Annotated in this window: 14 protein-coding genes; 9 read left to right on the top strand and 5 right to left on the bottom strand. The window is 68.1% G+C overall.

The window, feature by feature from the left end; translation table 11 throughout:
* The first annotated feature begins 47 nt into the window (after nt 1–47).
* Together rph and rdgB are read left to right on the top strand one after the other, a co-directional pair.
* A complete protein-coding gene (gene rph, locus ACIQF4_RS02805; RefSeq protein ID WP_400514257.1) occupies nt 48–806 on the top strand; it encodes a ribonuclease PH in 759 nt (252 codons plus the stop codon).
* On the top strand, nt 803–1,462 hold the full coding sequence (rdgB, locus tag ACIQF4_RS02810) for an RdgB/HAM1 family non-canonical purine NTP pyrophosphatase (protein WP_400514260.1): 660 nt from the start codon (nt 803–805) through the stop codon (nt 1,460–1,462). Before rph ends, rdgB begins: the two co-directional genes overlap by 4 nt.
* Nucleotides 1,463–1,549: 87 nt before the next feature.
* Here rdgB and ACIQF4_RS02815 read toward each other — a convergent pair whose 3' ends face one another.
* Nucleotides 1,550–2,326 carry a VTT domain-containing protein gene (locus ACIQF4_RS02815; protein WP_350002670.1) on the bottom strand — a complete coding sequence of 259 codons (777 nt, stop codon included), beginning with the start codon at nt 2,324–2,326 and terminating at the stop codon, nt 1,550–1,552.
* 82 nt (nt 2,327–2,408) lie between these two features.
* Here ACIQF4_RS02815 and ACIQF4_RS02820 point away from each other — a divergent pair, with 82 nt between their 5' ends.
* Nucleotides 2,409–3,419 carry an exonuclease domain-containing protein gene (locus ACIQF4_RS02820; RefSeq protein ID WP_400514262.1) on the top strand — a complete coding sequence of 337 codons (1,011 nt, stop codon included), beginning with the start codon at nt 2,409–2,411 and terminating at the stop codon, nt 3,417–3,419.
* A 76-nt stretch (nt 3,420–3,495) separates the two neighbouring features.
* Nucleotides 3,496–3,975: a DUF4395 domain-containing protein gene (locus ACIQF4_RS02825; protein ID WP_400514264.1), complete on the top strand. Its 480-nt coding sequence runs from the start codon at nt 3,496–3,498 to the stop codon at nt 3,973–3,975.
* Here ACIQF4_RS02825 and ACIQF4_RS02830 read toward each other — a convergent pair.
* Nucleotides 3,956–5,110, bottom strand: a complete 1,155-nt coding sequence (locus ACIQF4_RS02830) for an ADP-ribosylglycohydrolase family protein (RefSeq protein ID WP_400514266.1) — start codon at nt 5,108–5,110, stop codon at nt 3,956–3,958. The genes ACIQF4_RS02825 and ACIQF4_RS02830 overlap by 20 nt on opposite strands.
* A gap of 164 nt (nt 5,111–5,274) precedes the next feature.
* On the opposite strand from ACIQF4_RS02830, the gene ACIQF4_RS02835 reads away from it, so the two are divergent.
* From ACIQF4_RS02835 to ACIQF4_RS02850, 4 genes are all read left to right on the top strand, one after another.
* Nucleotides 5,275–6,342 carry an MIP/aquaporin family protein gene (locus tag ACIQF4_RS02835; protein ID WP_400514269.1) on the top strand — a complete coding sequence of 356 codons (1,068 nt, stop codon included), beginning with the start codon at nt 5,275–5,277 and terminating at the stop codon, nt 6,340–6,342.
* 53 nt (nt 6,343–6,395) lie between these two features.
* On the top strand, nt 6,396–7,580 hold the full coding sequence (locus ACIQF4_RS02840) for an exonuclease SbcCD subunit D (protein WP_350002632.1): 1,185 nt from the start codon (nt 6,396–6,398) through the stop codon (nt 7,578–7,580).
* A complete protein-coding gene (locus ACIQF4_RS02845) occupies nt 7,577–10,645 on the top strand; it encodes an AAA family ATPase (protein ID WP_400514271.1) in 3,069 nt (1,022 codons plus the stop codon). The genes ACIQF4_RS02840 and ACIQF4_RS02845 overlap by 4 nt, the downstream gene beginning before the upstream one ends.
* A gap of 351 nt (nt 10,646–10,996) precedes the next feature.
* Nucleotides 10,997–12,139, top strand: coding sequence for an MFS transporter (locus ACIQF4_RS02850; protein WP_400514273.1), 1,143 nt, complete (start codon nt 10,997–10,999; stop codon nt 12,137–12,139).
* Here ACIQF4_RS02850 and ACIQF4_RS02855 read toward each other — a convergent pair.
* Nucleotides 12,136–12,870: an IclR family transcriptional regulator gene (locus ACIQF4_RS02855; RefSeq protein ID WP_400514276.1), complete on the bottom strand. Its 735-nt coding sequence runs from the start codon at nt 12,868–12,870 to the stop codon at nt 12,136–12,138. The genes ACIQF4_RS02850 and ACIQF4_RS02855 overlap by 4 nt on opposite strands.
* 306 nt (nt 12,871–13,176) lie before the next feature.
* Between ACIQF4_RS02855 and ACIQF4_RS02860 the strand changes: the two genes are divergently transcribed.
* A complete protein-coding gene (locus ACIQF4_RS02860; protein WP_231456818.1) occupies nt 13,177–14,508 on the top strand; it encodes an MFS transporter in 1,332 nt (443 codons plus the stop codon).
* 96 nt (nt 14,509–14,604) lie between these two features.
* Here the strand turns inward: ACIQF4_RS02860 and ACIQF4_RS02865 are convergent, their stop codons facing one another.
* Both ACIQF4_RS02865 and ACIQF4_RS02870 read right to left on the bottom strand, forming a co-directional pair.
* Entirely contained in the window at nt 14,605–15,252 is a 648-nt protein-coding gene (locus ACIQF4_RS02865; protein ID WP_400514279.1) for a phosphoribosyltransferase, read from the bottom strand.
* Nucleotides 15,253–15,375: 123 nt separating this feature from the next.
* Complete coding sequence (locus ACIQF4_RS02870) at nt 15,376–16,215, bottom strand: alpha/beta fold hydrolase (RefSeq protein WP_350002628.1); 840 nt, start codon at nt 16,213–16,215, stop codon at nt 15,376–15,378.
* Between the last annotated feature and the right edge of the window lie 65 nt (nt 16,216–16,280).

The raw sequence follows: 16,280 nt of genomic DNA on the forward strand, positions 1-16,280 counted from the left end.
AACCAGGGCTCGGCATAGGTTGGGCGTGCAGTCGATAAGCTAAAGGCATGACTTCTGAAGCAACTGCAGTGCCCATCGTGCGCGCCGACGGCCGCGCCCCCGACCAGCTCCGGCCCATCAGCATCACCCGCGGATGGTCCACCCAGGCCGAGGGATCCGCCCTGATCGAGTTCGGCAACACCCGGGTCCTGTGTACCGCATCCCTGACGGCGGGCGTCCCGCGCTGGCTTAAGGGTGAAGGCCGCGGTTGGGTCACCGCCGAGTACGCCATGCTGCCCCGGGCTACCAACACCCGCTCCGACCGCGAGTCCGTCAAGGGCAAGATCGGCGGCCGCACCCACGAAATTTCACGGCTGATCGGGCGGTCGCTGCGCTCCATCATCGACACCAAGGCCCTGGGCGAAAACACCATAGTGCTTGACTGCGACGTCCTCCAGGCGGACGGCGGCACGCGCACGGCAGCCATCACCGGCGCCTACGTCGCGCTCGCAGACGCCATCCGCTTCGCCCGCGACAACAAGCTCATCGCGAAGAACGCCCAGCCCCTGGTCGACACCATTGCCGCCGTATCCGTGGGCATCATCGACGGCGTTCCCATGCTGGACCTGCCGTACGTCGAGGACGTCCGGGCCGAAACCGACATGAACGTCGTGGTCACCGGGTCGGGCAAGTTCGTGGAGGTGCAGGGAACGGCCGAAGGCGCACCCTTCGACCGGGCCGAGCTGGACCAGCTCCTGGACCTGGCGCTGCTGGGTACCACCCAGCTCGCCGCCATCCAGCGGGAGACCCTGGCGGACACGCTGTGAACCCGGCCGGCGGCCCAGCTCCCCGCCTGGTCCTGGCAACCCACAACAAAGGCAAGCTCCGGGAGCTCCGCGAGCTGCTGCGGGGACAGGTCCCCGGGCTCGACGTCGACACCCAGGTTGTGGACGCTGCGGCGGCAGGTGCCCCGGACGTCGTCGAAACAGGCGTTACTTTTGCCGAGAACTCGCTGCTGAAAGCCCGTGCCGTGGCGGAGGCCACCGGCCTGGCGGCCATTGCCGACGACTCCGGCCTTGCGGTGGACGTGATGGGCGGAGCCCCCGGGATCTTCTCCGCCCGGTGGGCCGGGACGCATGGGGACGACGCCGCCAACCTGCGGCTCCTGCTCAGCCAGCTCTCCGATGTGCCGGACGTCCACCGGGGCGCGGCCTTTGTCTGCGCGGCGGCCCTGGCAGTGCCGGACAGAGACGGGCAGCCCGGCCATGAAGTAGTGGAATACGGGCAGCTGGAGGGCGTGCTGCTGCGCGAACCGCGGGGCAGCGGAGGATTCGGCTACGATCCGGTGCTGCAGCCCGCGGGGGAGGACCGGAGCTGCGCTGAGCTGTCCGCGGAGGAAAAGAATGCCATCAGCCACCGCGGCAAGGCTTTCCGCGCGTTGCTGCCGGACATCGTCGAGGCGCTGCGCCGGGCGGACGGCTGACGGGCACGGCACCAACGGTGGCCGCTTAACCAAAAAAGGTATGCTTCCCGCCGCAACGGGGAGCATACCTTTTGTGTGTCCGGCGCCTTACGGAAGGCGGGGGGTCTTCTGTTCGTCGTCGGGAGCGTGCTCCTCGATGAACTCGTCCACGGGGTCAGTGCCGTAGGCCTTCGCCTGGCGCTTGGCGGACAGGCCGCGGAGGACCTCCACGCCGATGGGCAGGACAGACACCAGGACGATCGCGATGAAGATGATGTCCAGGTTGTCCCGGACCCACGGGATGCGGTCGCCCAGCAGGTAGCCGAGGAGCGTTACGCCGCCGCCCCAAAGTACCGCGCCGATGACGTTGAAGAGGAAGAACTTCTTTTTGTTCATCTGGGCGACGCCCACGATGACGGGGACGAAAGTCCTGATGATGGGGACGAAGCGCGCCAGGATCAGGGCCTTGCCGCCGTGCTTTTCGAAGAAGGCGTGCGCGTTCTCCACGTTTTCCCGCTTGAACAGGCGCGAGTTGGGCTTGTTGAAGATGGCGGGGCCGGCTTTCGACCCGATGAGGTAGCCGGTCTGGTTGCCCACGATGGCCGAGATGATGATCAGCAGCGCGAAGACCCACACGTTGAACTTGATGGTGTCCGTGGCCACCAGGAGGCCGGCCGTGAACAGCATGGAGTCACCGGGCAGGAAGAAGCCCACCAACAGGCCGGTTTCCGCGAAGACGATGCCGCAGACCAGCAGGACCACCCACGGCGCCAGGGCGGGATCGGCCAGGAAGACTTGGGGGTTCAGCCAGTCGGGCAGGAAAGAGGCCAGCTGGGGCTGGACCGGTCCTGCTCCGCCCAGCATGGACACGGCGAGGTCATTCATCACAGGAAAGTTCACCCCTCAAGGGTACTTGACAGAGCTGTGCCTGCATGGAGGGGCAGCATTCCGGCGGTAAGGTGGGGCCGTGGGTTTGGACTTTACGGCGATCGACTTTGAAACTGCGAACGGCTTCCGGGGCTCTCCCTGTGCGGTGGGCCTGACGAAGGTCCGGGGCGGCCGGATCGTGGAGGAGGCCTCATGGCTGATGCGCCCGCCGCAGAACCACGACCACTTTGACTACCACAACGTCCGAATCCACGGCATCCGCGCTGACGACGTTGCCGGGCAGCCCCGCTTCGGGGAACTCTTCCCCGAAATCGGCGCGTTTATTGGCGATGACATCCTCGCCGCGCACAATGCCGCCTTCGACCTCGGCGTGATCCGTTCGGGCCTGGAGGTCTCCGGCCTGCCGGGGCCTGCCTATGATTACGTATGCACGGTCATGCTCTCCCGGCGGTGCTATTCGCTGGTGTCCAACTCCCTGCCGTTCGCCGCCGAGGCAGCAGGCGTGCCGCTGGTGAAGCACCACGACGCCGCAGAGGATGCCCGGGCGTGCGCCGGCATCCTGGTCGACATCGCCCGGCGCAACCAGGCCAACAGTATCGCCGAACTTTACCTTTCGCTGGGGCTGGTGATGCCGCGCCAGCAGGCCTTCGACCCGGTGACGGACGGGCTCTCAAAGGCCAGCATCACGGCCCTTGCCGCTGCCGCCGGCGGCACTGCTGCGCCGCTGCGGCCCTTCCAGGCGGGCTGGCCGGAGGAGGGCGACAATCCGCTTCCCAACCCCGACGCCGAGCCGGGCCACCCCCTGTACGGACAGACCGTCGTCTTCACCGGGGAGCTGTCCATCGGGCGCCCGGAGGCCAAAAGACGCTCTGCCGAGGTCGGCGCCCGGCCGGAAAGCCGGGTGACCGGGCGCACCACCGTCCTGGTGGTGGGGGACGGCTTTGTTGCCTCCGACCTCCGGTCCGGCAGGCTGACCGGCAAAGCCCGGCGGGTGCTGGAGCTCCACGGGCGGGGCCAGGCGATCGAAGTATTGTCCGAAGGCGAGTTCCTGCAGATGGTGGGGGACTTCGCAGCCGCAGCCATCGCCTGAGGCCCCCGGTTGGGCTGTTTCTTCATGGGGCGCAACAAAGCTTTGCCCGCGTACTCCGCGCTCCTAGCCTTGGCTCATGGGCTCCCTGTTCGCTTTCCCCAATCCGGTTAACGAGTACGCCGCGCGCGTCACTGCCGGGCTGGTGGTGGCGCTCGCCGTTGTAACGCTTGCCGCCGGCTCCGGCTGGGGCCTGCTGGCCATCGCCGCCGGGTTCTGGCTGCGCGTGCTCTTCGGACCCAAAATTTCCCCGCTGGCACTGGTGTCCGTCAAGGTCATCACGCAGCGGCTGGGACGGGTGAAGCTGGTTCCCGGGCCGCCCAAACGCTTTGCACAGGGCATGGGCGCAGCAGTCTCCACCACGGCCCTTGCCCTGTTCGCGGCCGGAGCCGTACCCGCCGCCTGGACGGTGCTGGGCGTCCTGATCGTGGCGGCGTCCCTTGAAGCCTTTGCCGGATTCTGCCTGGGCTGCGTGGTCTTCGGGTTCCTGCAGCGCCGCGGACTGATCCCGGAGGACGTCTGCGAGGCATGCAACAACATCAGCCTTCGCCGGTCGTGACCCCCACCAGCATTTTGGCCATGCCGCGGATTGCCTCGGGCGCCTCCAGCGACTCCAGCCAGTCCGCAGGAAGGCACTCCTCGCCGTAGAAGGCCCCCAGGATGTTCCCGGCCAGGGAACCGGTGGCGTCGCCCTGACCGCCGTGGCTCACCGCCAAGGACACCGCCGCGCGGAAGTGCCGGACGGGCAGCGTGTCCGCAACGCCGTCGTTAGTGCCACCACCGTCAGTGCCGCCGTCCTTAGTGCCACCGTCGTCTTCGCCGGCGTTGCCTGAGGCAGCGCCGGGGAGGGTTGCGAGTACCGCGTAGAGCGCGACGGCGAGGGCTTCCTCAGCGGTCCGGCCGTCACCGAGTGCATGAGTGAGCTCCTCCGGCGTCACCACGCCCCGGGTGGCAAGCGAGAGTGCGGCTTCCAGGCGTTCGGGCAGTTCCGGTTCCACCCCGCCCAGGGCACGTGCGTGGGCGGCCACGGAAGAGGCGGCGTCCGGGAGCCCCTCACCCGAAACCAGACGGTGAACCAGAAGGCTGAAAATCCCGGCAGCCTGGCGCGCTGCAGGGTGCCCGTGGGTCAGGGAGGCTGCGTCGGCACTCAGCTTGTAGACGGCGTCGGGCGCAATATGCGGGATCAGCCCGAACGGGGCAGAGCGCACCACGGTGGCGGAATCCTTCGATGCGGGATTCACGGGGCGGGCGGAGGTGCCCATTTCACCCGTTGCCAGCCCGGAGATGCAGGTAGCGCTGGGGTTCCGGCGCTGGCGGAGCGCAGCGTGCCCGTCTATCCATCGGGGCTGGGGTGTGGGAGCCGACGCCGGAGCGACCTCCCCCTGCGCGGCGAGCCACCGCAGATACGCCAGCCAGAGGCAGGCGTTCACGTCCGCGCCCACACCCGAATTTGCCCATTCCAGCGCCTCCACCAGCCCGTCCACCGTGTAGAGGGTCAGCTGGGTCTCGTCGGAAAATGCGCCTGTCACGGGACCGGATCCGGTGAGGCCGCGCCCGCCTGGGCGGCGCCGGATCTCCTCCACTGGCTGCGTGCCGATGGTGTAGCCCAGGGAATCGCCCAGCGCGCCGCCCAGCAGGCAGCCATGGATGCGGGACTTGAGGGCGGGGACGGATGATCCGGGGTCAATGCTCATGCCTGTAAATTTACCGTGGCTCCGGCGGCGCAGTGATTCCCGCTCGGCCCTGCAGGGCTGGGCGGGAAACGCGAGGCCCCAGCAAACGTCCAGCGTCGGCTGGAATAATGGAAGGGTTGCCCGGCGGCAGCACCGCCATCTCCTGCCTACCAAAGGGTCCCACCATGAGCACGCCCGCCCCCGTTCCACACGACGTCCTGCTGCCCCGCAGCCCGGAGACCGCCCCGCCGGGACTCCTGCCCAGGCTGGGGGCCGAGGCGTTCGGCACGTTGTTCATCGTGGTGGCCGGCCTTGGCGTGCCGCTGTTCACTATCCCCGATTCCAGCCCTGTCCCCGCGGCACTTGCCGCCGGCCTGGCCGTGACCGCCGCGATGCTGGCGTTCGGCCACGTCTCGGGCGGCCACTTCAACCCCGCCATCACGGCGGGACACCTTGTGGCCGGCCGGATCAGGGCCGGGGCTGCTGCCGCCTATGTGGGCGCCCAGCTGGTGGGGGGACTCGCAGGCGCCACCGCGCTGTTCGGGATCCTACGCACCTTGCCGGGTATCTCGGACAGCCGAACCGCTTTTGACACCGTGACCGCCGGCTTCGGCGAACACTCCATCATCCAGGCGCCGCTCGCGGCGGTACTGCTCCTTGAAATGCTCGGAGCCGCAATTGTTGTGGCGGTCTTCCTGGGCGCGCCGGGCCGGGAAACCGGCTTTGGCGGGGACGGCGGCCCAGCGGGGCAGTCCGGCAGGGACAGCCGGGACCGGGGCAGCCGGTCTGCAGCCCCCGTGGCCGTGGGCCTGACCTTTGCCGTGCTCCTGCAGTTGGGCCAGTCGGTGGGGAACCTGCCGTTCAATCCTGCCCGCGCCGTTGCGTCCGCGGTGTTCAGCTCGGGCTGGGCCGTTGGGCAGCTCTGGGTATTCCTGGCCGCCCCGCTGCTGGGTGCAGCCATTGCAGGACTGGTTTTCCGGAGCTTTGGAGCGCCTGCCCATGCCGGTGCCGCCGCCCAGGCCGCGGGAGAATCCCGTGAAGCAGGGGAAACCGGCGGAAACGCCGGAACCGCCGGAACCGCCGAAAGCGCTGAAACAGTTGAAACCAACGAAACCGGCCAGGGAGCCGAAACCGCCGCGGACGCTGGGGTGGCCGGGCAGGGCGGCCGAGCCGGCAGCGGCACGCATGGATCCGGGCCCGGTGAAGCCCAGCCCAGCGAAGCCCAGGAATTCTTTGACGGCAAGCGGGGCTGACGGTGGATGCGGCGTTTGCTCCCGCTGTCAGTGGCAGCCGATAGCTTAGGAACATGCGGTTACTTCACACATCGGACTGGCACCTGGGCCGGTCCTTCCATGGCGTTGGCATGCTGGATGCCCAGCGGGACTTCGTAGACCAGCTGGTCCGTGCGGTCACCGAGCACGGCGTTGACGTCGTCCTGGTGGCCGGGGATGTCTATGACCGCGCCCTTCCGGGCGTCGACGTGGTGAACCTGCTGGATGAGGCCCTGGTCCGCCTGACAGCTGCGGGTGCACAGGTGGTGCTGACCAGCGGCAATCATGATTCCGCCATCCGCCTGGGTTTCGCCTCCCGCCTCCTGGAACGCGGGGGAGTCCACCTCCGCACCAGGATCGAGAGCCTGGACACGCCGCTGCTGCTGCCCCTGGACCAGGCCCCTGGCGCCGGCACCGCAGAAGCAGTGCTGGCCATCTACGGCATACCCTGGCTCGAGCCCCGCCTGGTCGCCGAGCAGCTCGGGGCGGACACCCCCAGCCACTTCGAGGTCACCCGGGCGGCAACCGCGATGATCCGGGACGACATCGAACGGCGTTCAGCTTCCGCTGCCGTCCACTCCGTGGTCCTGGCGCACACTTTTGCCAGCGGCGGGATCAGCTCGGACAGCGAACGCGACCTCAGCATCGGCGGCGTCGGTGCCGTTCCGCTGGACCTTTTCGACGGCTTCAGCTACACCGCGCTGGGCCACCTGCACGGACGGCAGGCCCTGTCCCCGCAGGTCCGGTACTCAGGCTCGCCGCTGGCGTATTCTTTTTCGGAAGCCGGGCACCGGAAGGGCGGCTGGCTCGTGGACGTTGACGCAGGGGGAGTCAGCTCTGTGCAGGAAGTCCTGTGGGAAGCGCCCCGGGTTCTGGCCGTGCTGCGCGGTCCCCTGCAAGAGCTCCTTGAACGGCCCGAACACCAGTGGGCGGAAACAGCCTACTGCCAGGTCACGCTGACAGACGCCCAGCGCCCGGCCCGCGCCATGGAGCGGCTCCGCACCCGTTTTCCGGAGACGCTGGTCCTCGGTTTCGATCCGGAGGGCGGAACACCGGCCACCGCTTCCAGCTACAGCAGCAGGCTCGCCGAGGCACCCGACGATCTCTCCGTATGCTGCGGCTTCCTGGAACACGTGCGGGGCAGGGTCCCCGATGACACTGAAAAGGCGGCGCTCGCTGCCGCGCTGGAGAACGTCCGCCTCCTGGAGGCTTCACGATGAGGATCCACCGCCTGCTGATTTCCGGGTTTGGCCCGTTTGCCGGCACCGAGGAGATCGATTTCGACCGGCTCAGCGCACACGGCCTGTTCCTGCTCAACGGCCCAACAGGTGCCGGGAAAACCAGCGTGCTGGATGCCATCTGTTTTGCCCTCTACGGTTCCGTTCCGGGAGCCCGCCAGGACGGTAAACGGCTCCGCAGCGACCATGCCGAGCCGGCCCAGGAACCCGCGGTGACCTGTGAGTTCTCGGCCCAGGGACGCCGCTTTGAAGTGACAAGGTCCCCGGCCTGGGACAAACCGAGCGCCCGGGGCAAGAACGGCTTCACCACCCAGCAGGCGAAGACCCTGCTGCGGGAACGGGTTGGAGGGACGTGGACGGAAAAGTCTGCCCGCAATGACGAAGCCGGCGCTGAGATCCTGGCCCTGCTGGGCATGGACCGGGAGCAGTTCACCCGTGTGGTGATGCTGCCGCAGGGAGACTTTGCTGCTTTCCTGCGCTCCAAGGCCACCGACCGGCTGGAACTCCTCCAAAAGCTTTTCGGTACCGAGCGGTTCGAATCGGTGGAGCAGGAACTGTCCCGTCAGGCGCAGGTGGCCAAGGAGGAGGTGTCCCATCTTGCGGACCGGCTCGGGCTCCTGGCAGCCCGCGCTGAAGCCGAGGCCGCACGCCTCGGCCTCGACGCGTCCAGTGCGCCTTCTTCGGAGAACACCGCGGTGCGGCTCGACTGGCTGGAAGCAGCAGTGGCGGGCCGGCTGGAGGAGCTGACGGACGGGGCCGGACAGGCCGAAGCCGCCAGCACTGAATGCAGGAAGGCCGCGGAAGCTGAAGCATCGCGCGTCGACCGGCGCCGGAAGCTTGATTCCGCCGCCGCCCGGAAGGTGGCGGTGGAGCAGGGCGCGCAGCTGCTTGACGATCACATCCTCCGGCTTGCCCGGCACCGGAAGGCCGAGGTCCTGCAGGGGCAGCTGCGGAACGTTGATGCCACTGCCGCCAAGGCCCGGAGCGCCGCAACCGCCATGGAATCAGCCATGACCCTTCTGAGCCTGGCTGCGGGGGAAGACCCTGAACTGGCTGAGCTGGAACTCCACTTTGCCCCGGGCCCCGCCACCGATGCGGCAACGTCCGTCGCCGGAGCCGGGGAGGAGCTGGCGCGGCTGCGCTCCCTCCTGGCCGTGGTCGAGGCCAGGCTGCCGGACGAAGACAGGCTGCAGGCCCTTCGGAAGCGGCACGGCACCCTGGCAAAAAAGCAGGAGGAACTTGCAGCCGCCCTTGCAGAGGCCAACAGGCGCGCCGATGCACTGACGGACGAGCGGCGCGTGCTCCATGCCGGGCTGCCTGTCCTGGAACAGCATGCGGCTGCCGCGCCTCTGCGGCAGAAGGAAGCTGCGGCTGCGGAGGAACTGCTGGACGTGGTCAGGCGCTACGGTTCCGCCGTTGCGGCCCGGGACCTGGTGAAGGTCCGCCATGACGAAAGCCATGACAGGCAACTGGAGGCGAAACGCCGCTGGCTGGACCTGAGGGAGCGGCGCCTTGCCAATGCCGCCGCCGAGCTGGCAGCCAAGCTGGTTCAGGGGGAGCAGTGCCCCGTATGCGGCAGTCCGGACCATCCTGCCCCGGCGGCAGGCAGTTCCGGTGGCCCGGAACTTGCCCAGGAGGAGGAAGAAGCGCGGCTGGTCCACGAGGCAGCAGAGGCGGCGTACGCCCTGGTGGCCCACGAACTCGGGGAGGCCAGGCAGCTGGTGGCAGTACTCGCCGGGCAGGGCGGAGACACCGCGGAGGACGAGGCACTTAACGCGGCGGACGGTGCGCGGCGGGCAGCCGCCGATGCCCGGACTGCAGAGAAGGAACTGGAAGCCGTCAGGCTGCGGCTCGGCAAACTCGACACCGCTGCCGCAGCTGCGCAGGAATCCCGGACCGGCACCGAGGGCGAACTTGCCAGGACCGCGGCGTCTCTGGCCGACGTATCCGAGCAATCCTTGGCCCTTGACCAGGCTCTGGCCGGGCTGCGGGGCACCCACCGGACGCTGGCCCAGCGGTTGCGTGCCTTGGAGGGCGCGGTGACGGTGCTCAACAAGGCGGTTGAGGCGCAGGCGCACCTCGAACGGATGGAAGCCCAGGCCGCCGAGGCGCTGGAGCAGCTCGACCTGGCGCTGCCTGCGGCCGGTTTCACCTCGGCGCGTGAGGCACGTGAGCAGCTGCTCGACGCCGCCGAGGCCGCCGCACTCGAGGCACGGGTGCGGGCAGCCCAGGACGAGGAAGCCAGAGTGGCGGAACTGTTCGTCTCCGATGACGTCCTGCAGGCGTTGGAGGAGAAGTCCGCAGGTTACGAGTTGGATGGGAAACGGCTCGAGGACCTTCGTGAAGCTGCTGCACAGGCACTCCAGGCCGCACGGGACGCCGACCTGGCTGCCGGCATGGGCGCACGGTGCCTAGCCTCGCTGCGCAGCATCCGTGCCGAGTACGAAGACGTGGCAGGATCGGCGCGGCAGCCGGCAGAGCGGGCGCAGATGCTGGCCGGGCTGGCGGATGCCGCGGCAGGCCGCGGCGAGAACACCTACCGGATGAGCCTGAACAGCTACGTCCTGGCTGCCCGCCTGGAACACGTTGCCGCGGCTGCCTCAGAACGGCTGGTGGCCATGAGTGATGGCCGCTACCTGCTCCAGCATACGGACGCCAAGGCCGCGCGCGGGGCAAAATCCGGGCTTGGACTGGAGGTGGTGGATCAGTGGACCGGGTTCCGCCGGGACACCTCCACCCTGTCCGGCGGAGAGTCGTTCATGGCATCCCTGTCCCTGGCGCTTGGCCTGGCGGACGTCGTCCAGCAGGAATCCGGTGGAGTGGAAATCGAAACCCTGTTCGTAGACGAGGGGTTCGGCAGCCTCGATGAGCAGTCGCTGGAGCAGGTGATGGACGCCCTTGAAGGGCTGCGGGACGGCGGCCGCGTGGTGGGCCTGGTCAGCCATGTTGCGGAGATGAAGCAGCGGATAGGCGCCCAGCTCCAGGTGCTAAAGGGCCGGAACGGCTCCACGCTCCGGATCTCGGACGCTGCAGACGCACCAGTGTGACAGGGTAGTGCCCCTGCGCTCCAGCCGGACTGGCGGGCTGCAGGCCGGATAGGTATACCGTCCGGATATAATTGCACTGTTACCGGGTTGCGCGCATCGGGAGGAGGGACGATGCGCACGAGATGAACGAGCCCGGAATTGAACTCACCCCTAACACCTGCCAGCACGCAAGTACCCGGCCCCGCCGCCGGAGAGCTGTCACCAGCCCCGGCCCCAGGTACCCCCGCTCCACTCCTTCCGGGAGAAACCCCTGCGGCCTCCCGAAGCCGCTTCGCCAGACTGCCCCTTCTGGCCGGCCGGACCTTTATACCCCTTGGCCTGTTTGCCCGGCTGCCGCTGGCCATGCTGACAGTGGGTACCCTGACCCTGGTCACGTCAGCCAGCGGCTCCTACGCGCTCGGCGGGATGGCGGCAGGAGCCGTGGGGATCGGTTCGGCCCTTGGCGCGCCGGTTCTGGGGGCCCTTGCCGACCGCCGGGGACAACGCCCGGTGCTCCTGCTCGCCGCCCTTCTCAACAGCGTCGCCGTGGTGGCCCTGATCCTGGCTGTGTGGGCAACGGCGGAATCCCCGGGTATCCCGGCCGCGGTACTGGCCGCCGCCTTCCTGTCAGGTGCCAGCTGCCCGCAGGTTGGCCCGCTTGCCAGGGTCCGCTGGATGGCACTGGCCGCCCGCGGTCCGGGCAAGGACCAGGCACGGGACCTGGACACCGCTCTTTCCTACGAAAGCACGGCAGATGAGGTGACCTTTGTCCTGGGCCCGGCACTGGTGGGAATCCTGGCCAGCCTGCTGGCGCCCTGGCTGCCCCTCGCAGTGGCGGTGGCACTGACCATCACCCTCGTCCCCGCGTTCGCAGTCCACCGTACACACCGGGCGGTTCCGGCAAGCAGGCCAGCCGCGGGAAACATGATGCCGGCCGGTTCGCGGGGCCGGGCCGGAAGGCTGCCGGCAGTGGTGGCTGTGCCGGTGCTTGCCATGGTGTGCATGGGGACGTTCTTCGGCTCCACCCAAACCGCCCTGAGCTCCTTCTCGGCAGGGTTTGCAGGCTCTGAGGCGGCCGGCCTGCTCTATGCCGTGATGGGGCTGAGCTCGGCCGTGGCCGCACTGTCTGTTGCGTACTGGCCCCCGCGCTTCGGCCCTGCCCGGCGCTGGATGCTGTGCGCCGCGCTCATGGCTGCGCTGTCCCTGCTGCTGCTCCTGCCAACCTCGATGCCCGCGATGGTCGCGGCGCTGCTGATCCTGGGCCTCCCGGTGGGGCCCGTCATGGTCACAGTCTTCGCCGTCGGCGGGACCATCGCCCCTGCCGGCCGCCTAAGTACTGTGATGACGGCGCTGGCCAGCGGCATCGTTGCCGGCACTGCGCTGGGATCTTCGCTGGGCGGCCAGCTTGCCGAAAGCCACGGCTACGCAGCGGCCTTCCTTGTCCCGGTCTGCGCCGCCTCCGCGCTGGCACTCCTGGGGGCGGGAGCCGCCGTCACCCTTGGCCGGAAGGCCTAAGCGAGCTGCCGCTCAATCCTGGCCGCGCTCTCAACCAGCGCGGCTCCCACCGCAGCGGGATCATGGGATGAGCGGATATAGACGACAGACAGCGCAGCGGGGCGGCCGCTAGGAACCCGGACCGGCGCCGCCAGGGAGGAAACCCCGGCAATCACCTCGTCATGGCTGGCGGAATAGCCGGCGCGGCGGGCTTCGGCGGCTTCGGGGCGGTAGGGGATTCCCGTGGCCAGCCGGTCCCATTCCGCCTCGGTGAGCGCGGACTGGATGGCGATGCCGGGCGCCCCGGCGTTGATCGGATGACGGGTGCCGGGACGTTGCGCCACCGTGGCGCCGGAGTGCCTCGGTTCCACCGTGAGCAGGGTAATGCAGTCGTGGTGGTCCCAAACAGCGACAAACGCCGTCATGTCCAAAGCATTAGCCAGCTGCGTCAGTTCCGGCAGGGCTGCAGCCTGAAGGTTGCGGGAAACGCCGCGCGCCAGAACCGCCAGGCCGGGCCCGGGCTGGACCCGGCCGGCGTCATCACGCACCAAGAGTGAATGGTCCTCCAAGGTGCGAAGGATTCGGTAGGCCACCGACCTGTGCACACCCATGGCGTCCGCCAGTTCCGCAATCGTCAGGGGCGAGGATGCCGCTGCCATGATCTCCAGGGCGCGGATACCCCGCGACAAGGTCTGGGAGGGGGAAGCCTGCGCTGGCGCTGCTCCGGCCGGGGCTGCGGCGGTGGAATTCATGGTGTCCATCCTAGGTGCCGGGTACGCCCGACGCCCCCATCGCCAGGTGTCTGCGGCCGGGGAACGTCCTGAATACGAAACGGCATTCCAAATATAGAACTCGTGTACCGGGGAGTCTACGGCGCCGGGGTATGAGCCCCTCCTTGCACCGATGGCATCCGGTGCCGCCGGCCGGCCTGGCAAGAAAGTTCCGGAAGCCCGTGTTCCGCCTCACATTTTCGGTGTACCCTACTAACTAACTGACCGTTCTGTCGGTAATCCTGAAGGCGTCCCGGCAGCACTGCTGCCTTGAACAATGGAGTTTCAATGACCACACCTTCCAAGGTGGACACACTCGCCGGCCCCAGCTCCCGGCGGGAGGAACGCAAGGTCCTCGCCGGCACCCTCGTCGGTACCACCATCGAGTGGTACGACTTCTTCATCTTCGCGCAGCTGACCGCAACGCTGCTGTCGCCGCTGTTCCTTGCACCGCTGAACCAATCCAACCCGGGCCTGGCGCAGATCCTCTCGTTCGCCCTGATCGGCATCAGCTTCCTCTTCCGGCCCCTGGGCGCCGTGGTGGCCGGGCACCTGGGCGACCGCCTGGGACGCAAGGCCATGCTCGTCTTCACCCTGGTAATGATGGGGGCAGCCACGGCACTCATCGGCATGCTCCCCACCTACGCGCAGATCGGCGCCTGGGCTCCTATCCTCCTGATCCTGCTCCGCATTATCCAGGGCTTCTCGGCAGGCGGCGAATGGGGTGGCGCGGCACTGATGGCCGTTGAACACGCTCCCCTGAACAAGCGCGGCCTCTTTGGCGCCTACCCCCAGATCGGTGTACCGATCGGCATGATCCTGGCCACCGGGCTGCTCTTCTTCCTCAACTCCAACATGTCCAAGGAAGACTTCGCAGCCTGGGGATGGCGCGTGCCGTTCCTGCTCTCCATCGTCCTGATCGTGGTGGGCTACCTGATCCGGCGGGCCGTCGCCGAAAGCCCGGTCTTCCAGGAGATGGCCGCCCGGAAGCAGGAAAGCAAGGCACCGCTGGGCGAACTGGTCCGCAGCCACAAGAAGCCGGTCCTGTACTCAACCATGATCTTCATCGGCAATAACGCCGCCGGCTACCTGCTAATCGCCTTCTTCATCGCCTACGCCACTCGGACCCTGCAGATGCCCACCCCGCAGGTCCTCCTGGCCACCACCCTGGCGTCCTTCGGCTGGCTAATCTTCACCCTGGCCGGCGGCTGGCTCTCGGACCGCATCGGCCGGGTCAAGACCTTCCTTACCGGCTACGCCATCATCTTTGCCTGGATGATCCCCATGTTTGCCCTCATCGACACCAAGAACATCTGGCTGTACGGGCTGGCACTGTTCGTCCTCACCATCGGACTCGGGCTGTCCTACGGCCCGATGTCCGCAATGTACGCCGAGATGTTCCCGGCCAACGTCCGCTACTCGGGAATCTCCATCGGCTACGCCTTCGGCGCCATCCTTGGCGGTGCCTTCGCGGCGACCATCGCTGAAACCCTGCTGCAGGCCACCAAATGGACAGGCTCCATCGGCATCTACATCATGATCCTCTGCGTCATCTCCGCCATCGGCGTGGTTCTGGCCAAGGAAACCAAGGGGCGGCCGCTCGGCGTCAGCCACCACTGACGGCGTGGATCCCTCACCGTCTTCCTAACGACAGCGGGCCGGACCATAGTGGTCCGGCCCGCTTTGGCGTATCAGGCCAGACGAGGGTCGCCGTTATCACTGCTCCAGGATGCTGATCGCGTCGTCGTCGGACAGTTGGTCAAAGTGCCGGTAGAAGCTGCCCACCGCCCGGAACTTGCCGGGCAGGTGCAGGCACAGCACGGCGTCGCACACCCGCTCCAGGGAAGCCTCCGCCTCGACGGAACCCACCGGGGCGGCCGCAACGACGGTGGCCGCGCCGCCCTCGCGCACTGCTTCCACCGCTGCCCTCATGGTGGCGCCGGTCGCCAGGCCGTCGTCGACCAGCAGGACGGTCTTGCCTGCCACGTCCAGGTCCGCTCCGGGGTAAAGTTCCACGCGGCGGAGAAGTTCCGTGCGTTCCCGCCGTTCCACCGCGTCCAGTGACTCCTGGCGCACGCCGTGTTCGAGGACCCGGTCCAGCAGGGGTTTGTTGATCAGCCGGACGGTGCGGCCCCGAACCCACGCCAGTGCCCCGTAGGCCGTTTCATCATGGCCGGGGATCCCCAGCTTCCGGACCAGGACTGTTCCAAGGGGCAGGTAGAGGGCTTTGGCGACGGCGGCCGCTACCGGGATGCCGCCCCTGGCCAGGCCAAGGACCACCGTGTCCGGCCGTTCACGGAACTGCGTGAGCACAGCAGCGAGGCGTTCACCGGCATCCGTGCGGTCTTCAAAAAACGTGCCCATCAGTCCCTCCAGGCTCCTCCGGCCTAAAGTTCAGCCTACCGTTTGCGGGGGCGTCAGGCGCCGTCTGGTGCCGGCGGAATCCGGGCGGAGGACTGTCTTGGCAGCAGGCCGGAAAAACGGGGGTCAGGCGGGTTCCTGGCCTGCCAGGAACCTGACGGCAGCTTGCTTGAAGGCCCTGCTGGTGATGGCATTTGTGTGGTTCCGTCCCGGCAGGATCAGCTGTTCGGCCGTGCCCCCGGCTTTCCTTGCCAGTTCGGCAAGCTGCGGCAGGCTGCCGGCACGTTCGTCCTTGTCCCCGGCCACCAGGAGCATCGGGACGTGGGGAACGGCCTCCGTGGGATCGTACGGCTCGGCTTTGATGGCCTCCACCAGGGAGAGCAGCGCGAAGATGTTGTTGCTGGGCAGCAGGAGGGCCATCTTGAGCAGCTGGGCCGTGGACTCGTCGGCAATGGCCGTCCCGTCGGCCAGGTAGTCCTGTGCCGCCCGCAGGTCGAACTCCGCCAACGGATCAGCCATGTTGGGGCCGCCCAGCACCAGGCGGTGGGTGATTTCCGGCTGGGTGGCGCCGAACTCCCAGGCAAGCCGTGAGCCCAGCGAATAACCCACCACGTCCAGCCCGCTGGAAGGCTCACCGTCCTGCAAGGGCCGCACGCCGGCGTCGAACGCTGTTTGCAGCAGGTCCGCCCGGATCCTGCTGGGGGAGTACGAGTCCAGGTCTTCCGGAGCGCCGCTGCGGCCGTGCCCGGGCAGGTCCACCGTGATGACGCGCCGGCCGGCGTCCAGGAGCGCGGCCACCCAGCCGGTGTCCTCCCAGTTGAGCTTGCTGGACGAGGAGAAACCGTGCACCAGCAGGACGGGGCGGAGCCCGGCGTCGGCGGCGGGCTCGTGCACCGCCACGTAGAGCTGTGGGTCGGTGCCCTCCACGGTGTGCGTCTGCTGTTGGCCGCTGTGCCTGCCGCTCATGGTGTCAGTCCTCATCAACTACGGCGCCCGGGCGGACCCGGCGCTTGGGTGCCTCTTGCTTTGGA

The sequence above is a fragment of the Pseudarthrobacter sp. NPDC092202 genome (genome assembly GCF_044755505.1).
Taxonomy (GTDB): Bacteria; Actinomycetota; Actinomycetes; order Actinomycetales; family Micrococcaceae; genus Arthrobacter.

What these genes read in the sequence shown, in the direction of transcription:
- rph (WP_400514257.1), top strand. Translation starts at nt 48, where the DNA reads ATGACTTCTGAAGCAACTGCAGTGCCCATCGTGCGCGCCGACGGCCGC.
- ACIQF4_RS02855 (WP_400514276.1), bottom strand. Translation starts at nt 12,870, where the DNA reads ATGAATTCCACCGCCGCAGCCCCGGCCGGAGCAGCGCCAGCGCAGGCT.
- ACIQF4_RS02835 (WP_400514269.1), top strand. Translation starts at nt 5,275, where the DNA reads ATGAGCACGCCCGCCCCCGTTCCACACGACGTCCTGCTGCCCCGCAGC.
- ACIQF4_RS02860 (WP_231456818.1), top strand. Translation starts at nt 13,177, where the DNA reads ATGACCACACCTTCCAAGGTGGACACACTCGCCGGCCCCAGCTCCCGG.
- ACIQF4_RS02840 (WP_350002632.1), top strand. Translation starts at nt 6,396, where the DNA reads ATGCGGTTACTTCACACATCGGACTGGCACCTGGGCCGGTCCTTCCAT.
- ACIQF4_RS02815 (WP_350002670.1), bottom strand. Translation starts at nt 2,326, where the DNA reads ATGAATGACCTCGCCGTGTCCATGCTGGGCGGAGCAGGACCGGTCCAG.
- ACIQF4_RS02845 (WP_400514271.1), top strand. Translation starts at nt 7,577, where the DNA reads ATGAGGATCCACCGCCTGCTGATTTCCGGGTTTGGCCCGTTTGCCGGC.
- ACIQF4_RS02870 (WP_350002628.1), bottom strand. Translation starts at nt 16,215, where the DNA reads ATGAGCGGCAGGCACAGCGGCCAACAGCAGACGCACACCGTGGAGGGC.
- ACIQF4_RS02830 (WP_400514266.1), bottom strand. Translation starts at nt 5,110, where the DNA reads ATGAGCATTGACCCCGGATCATCCGTCCCCGCCCTCAAGTCCCGCATC.
- ACIQF4_RS02865 (WP_400514279.1), bottom strand. Translation starts at nt 15,252, where the DNA reads ATGGGCACGTTTTTTGAAGACCGCACGGATGCCGGTGAACGCCTCGCT.
- ACIQF4_RS02825 (WP_400514264.1), top strand. Translation starts at nt 3,496, where the DNA reads ATGGGCTCCCTGTTCGCTTTCCCCAATCCGGTTAACGAGTACGCCGCG.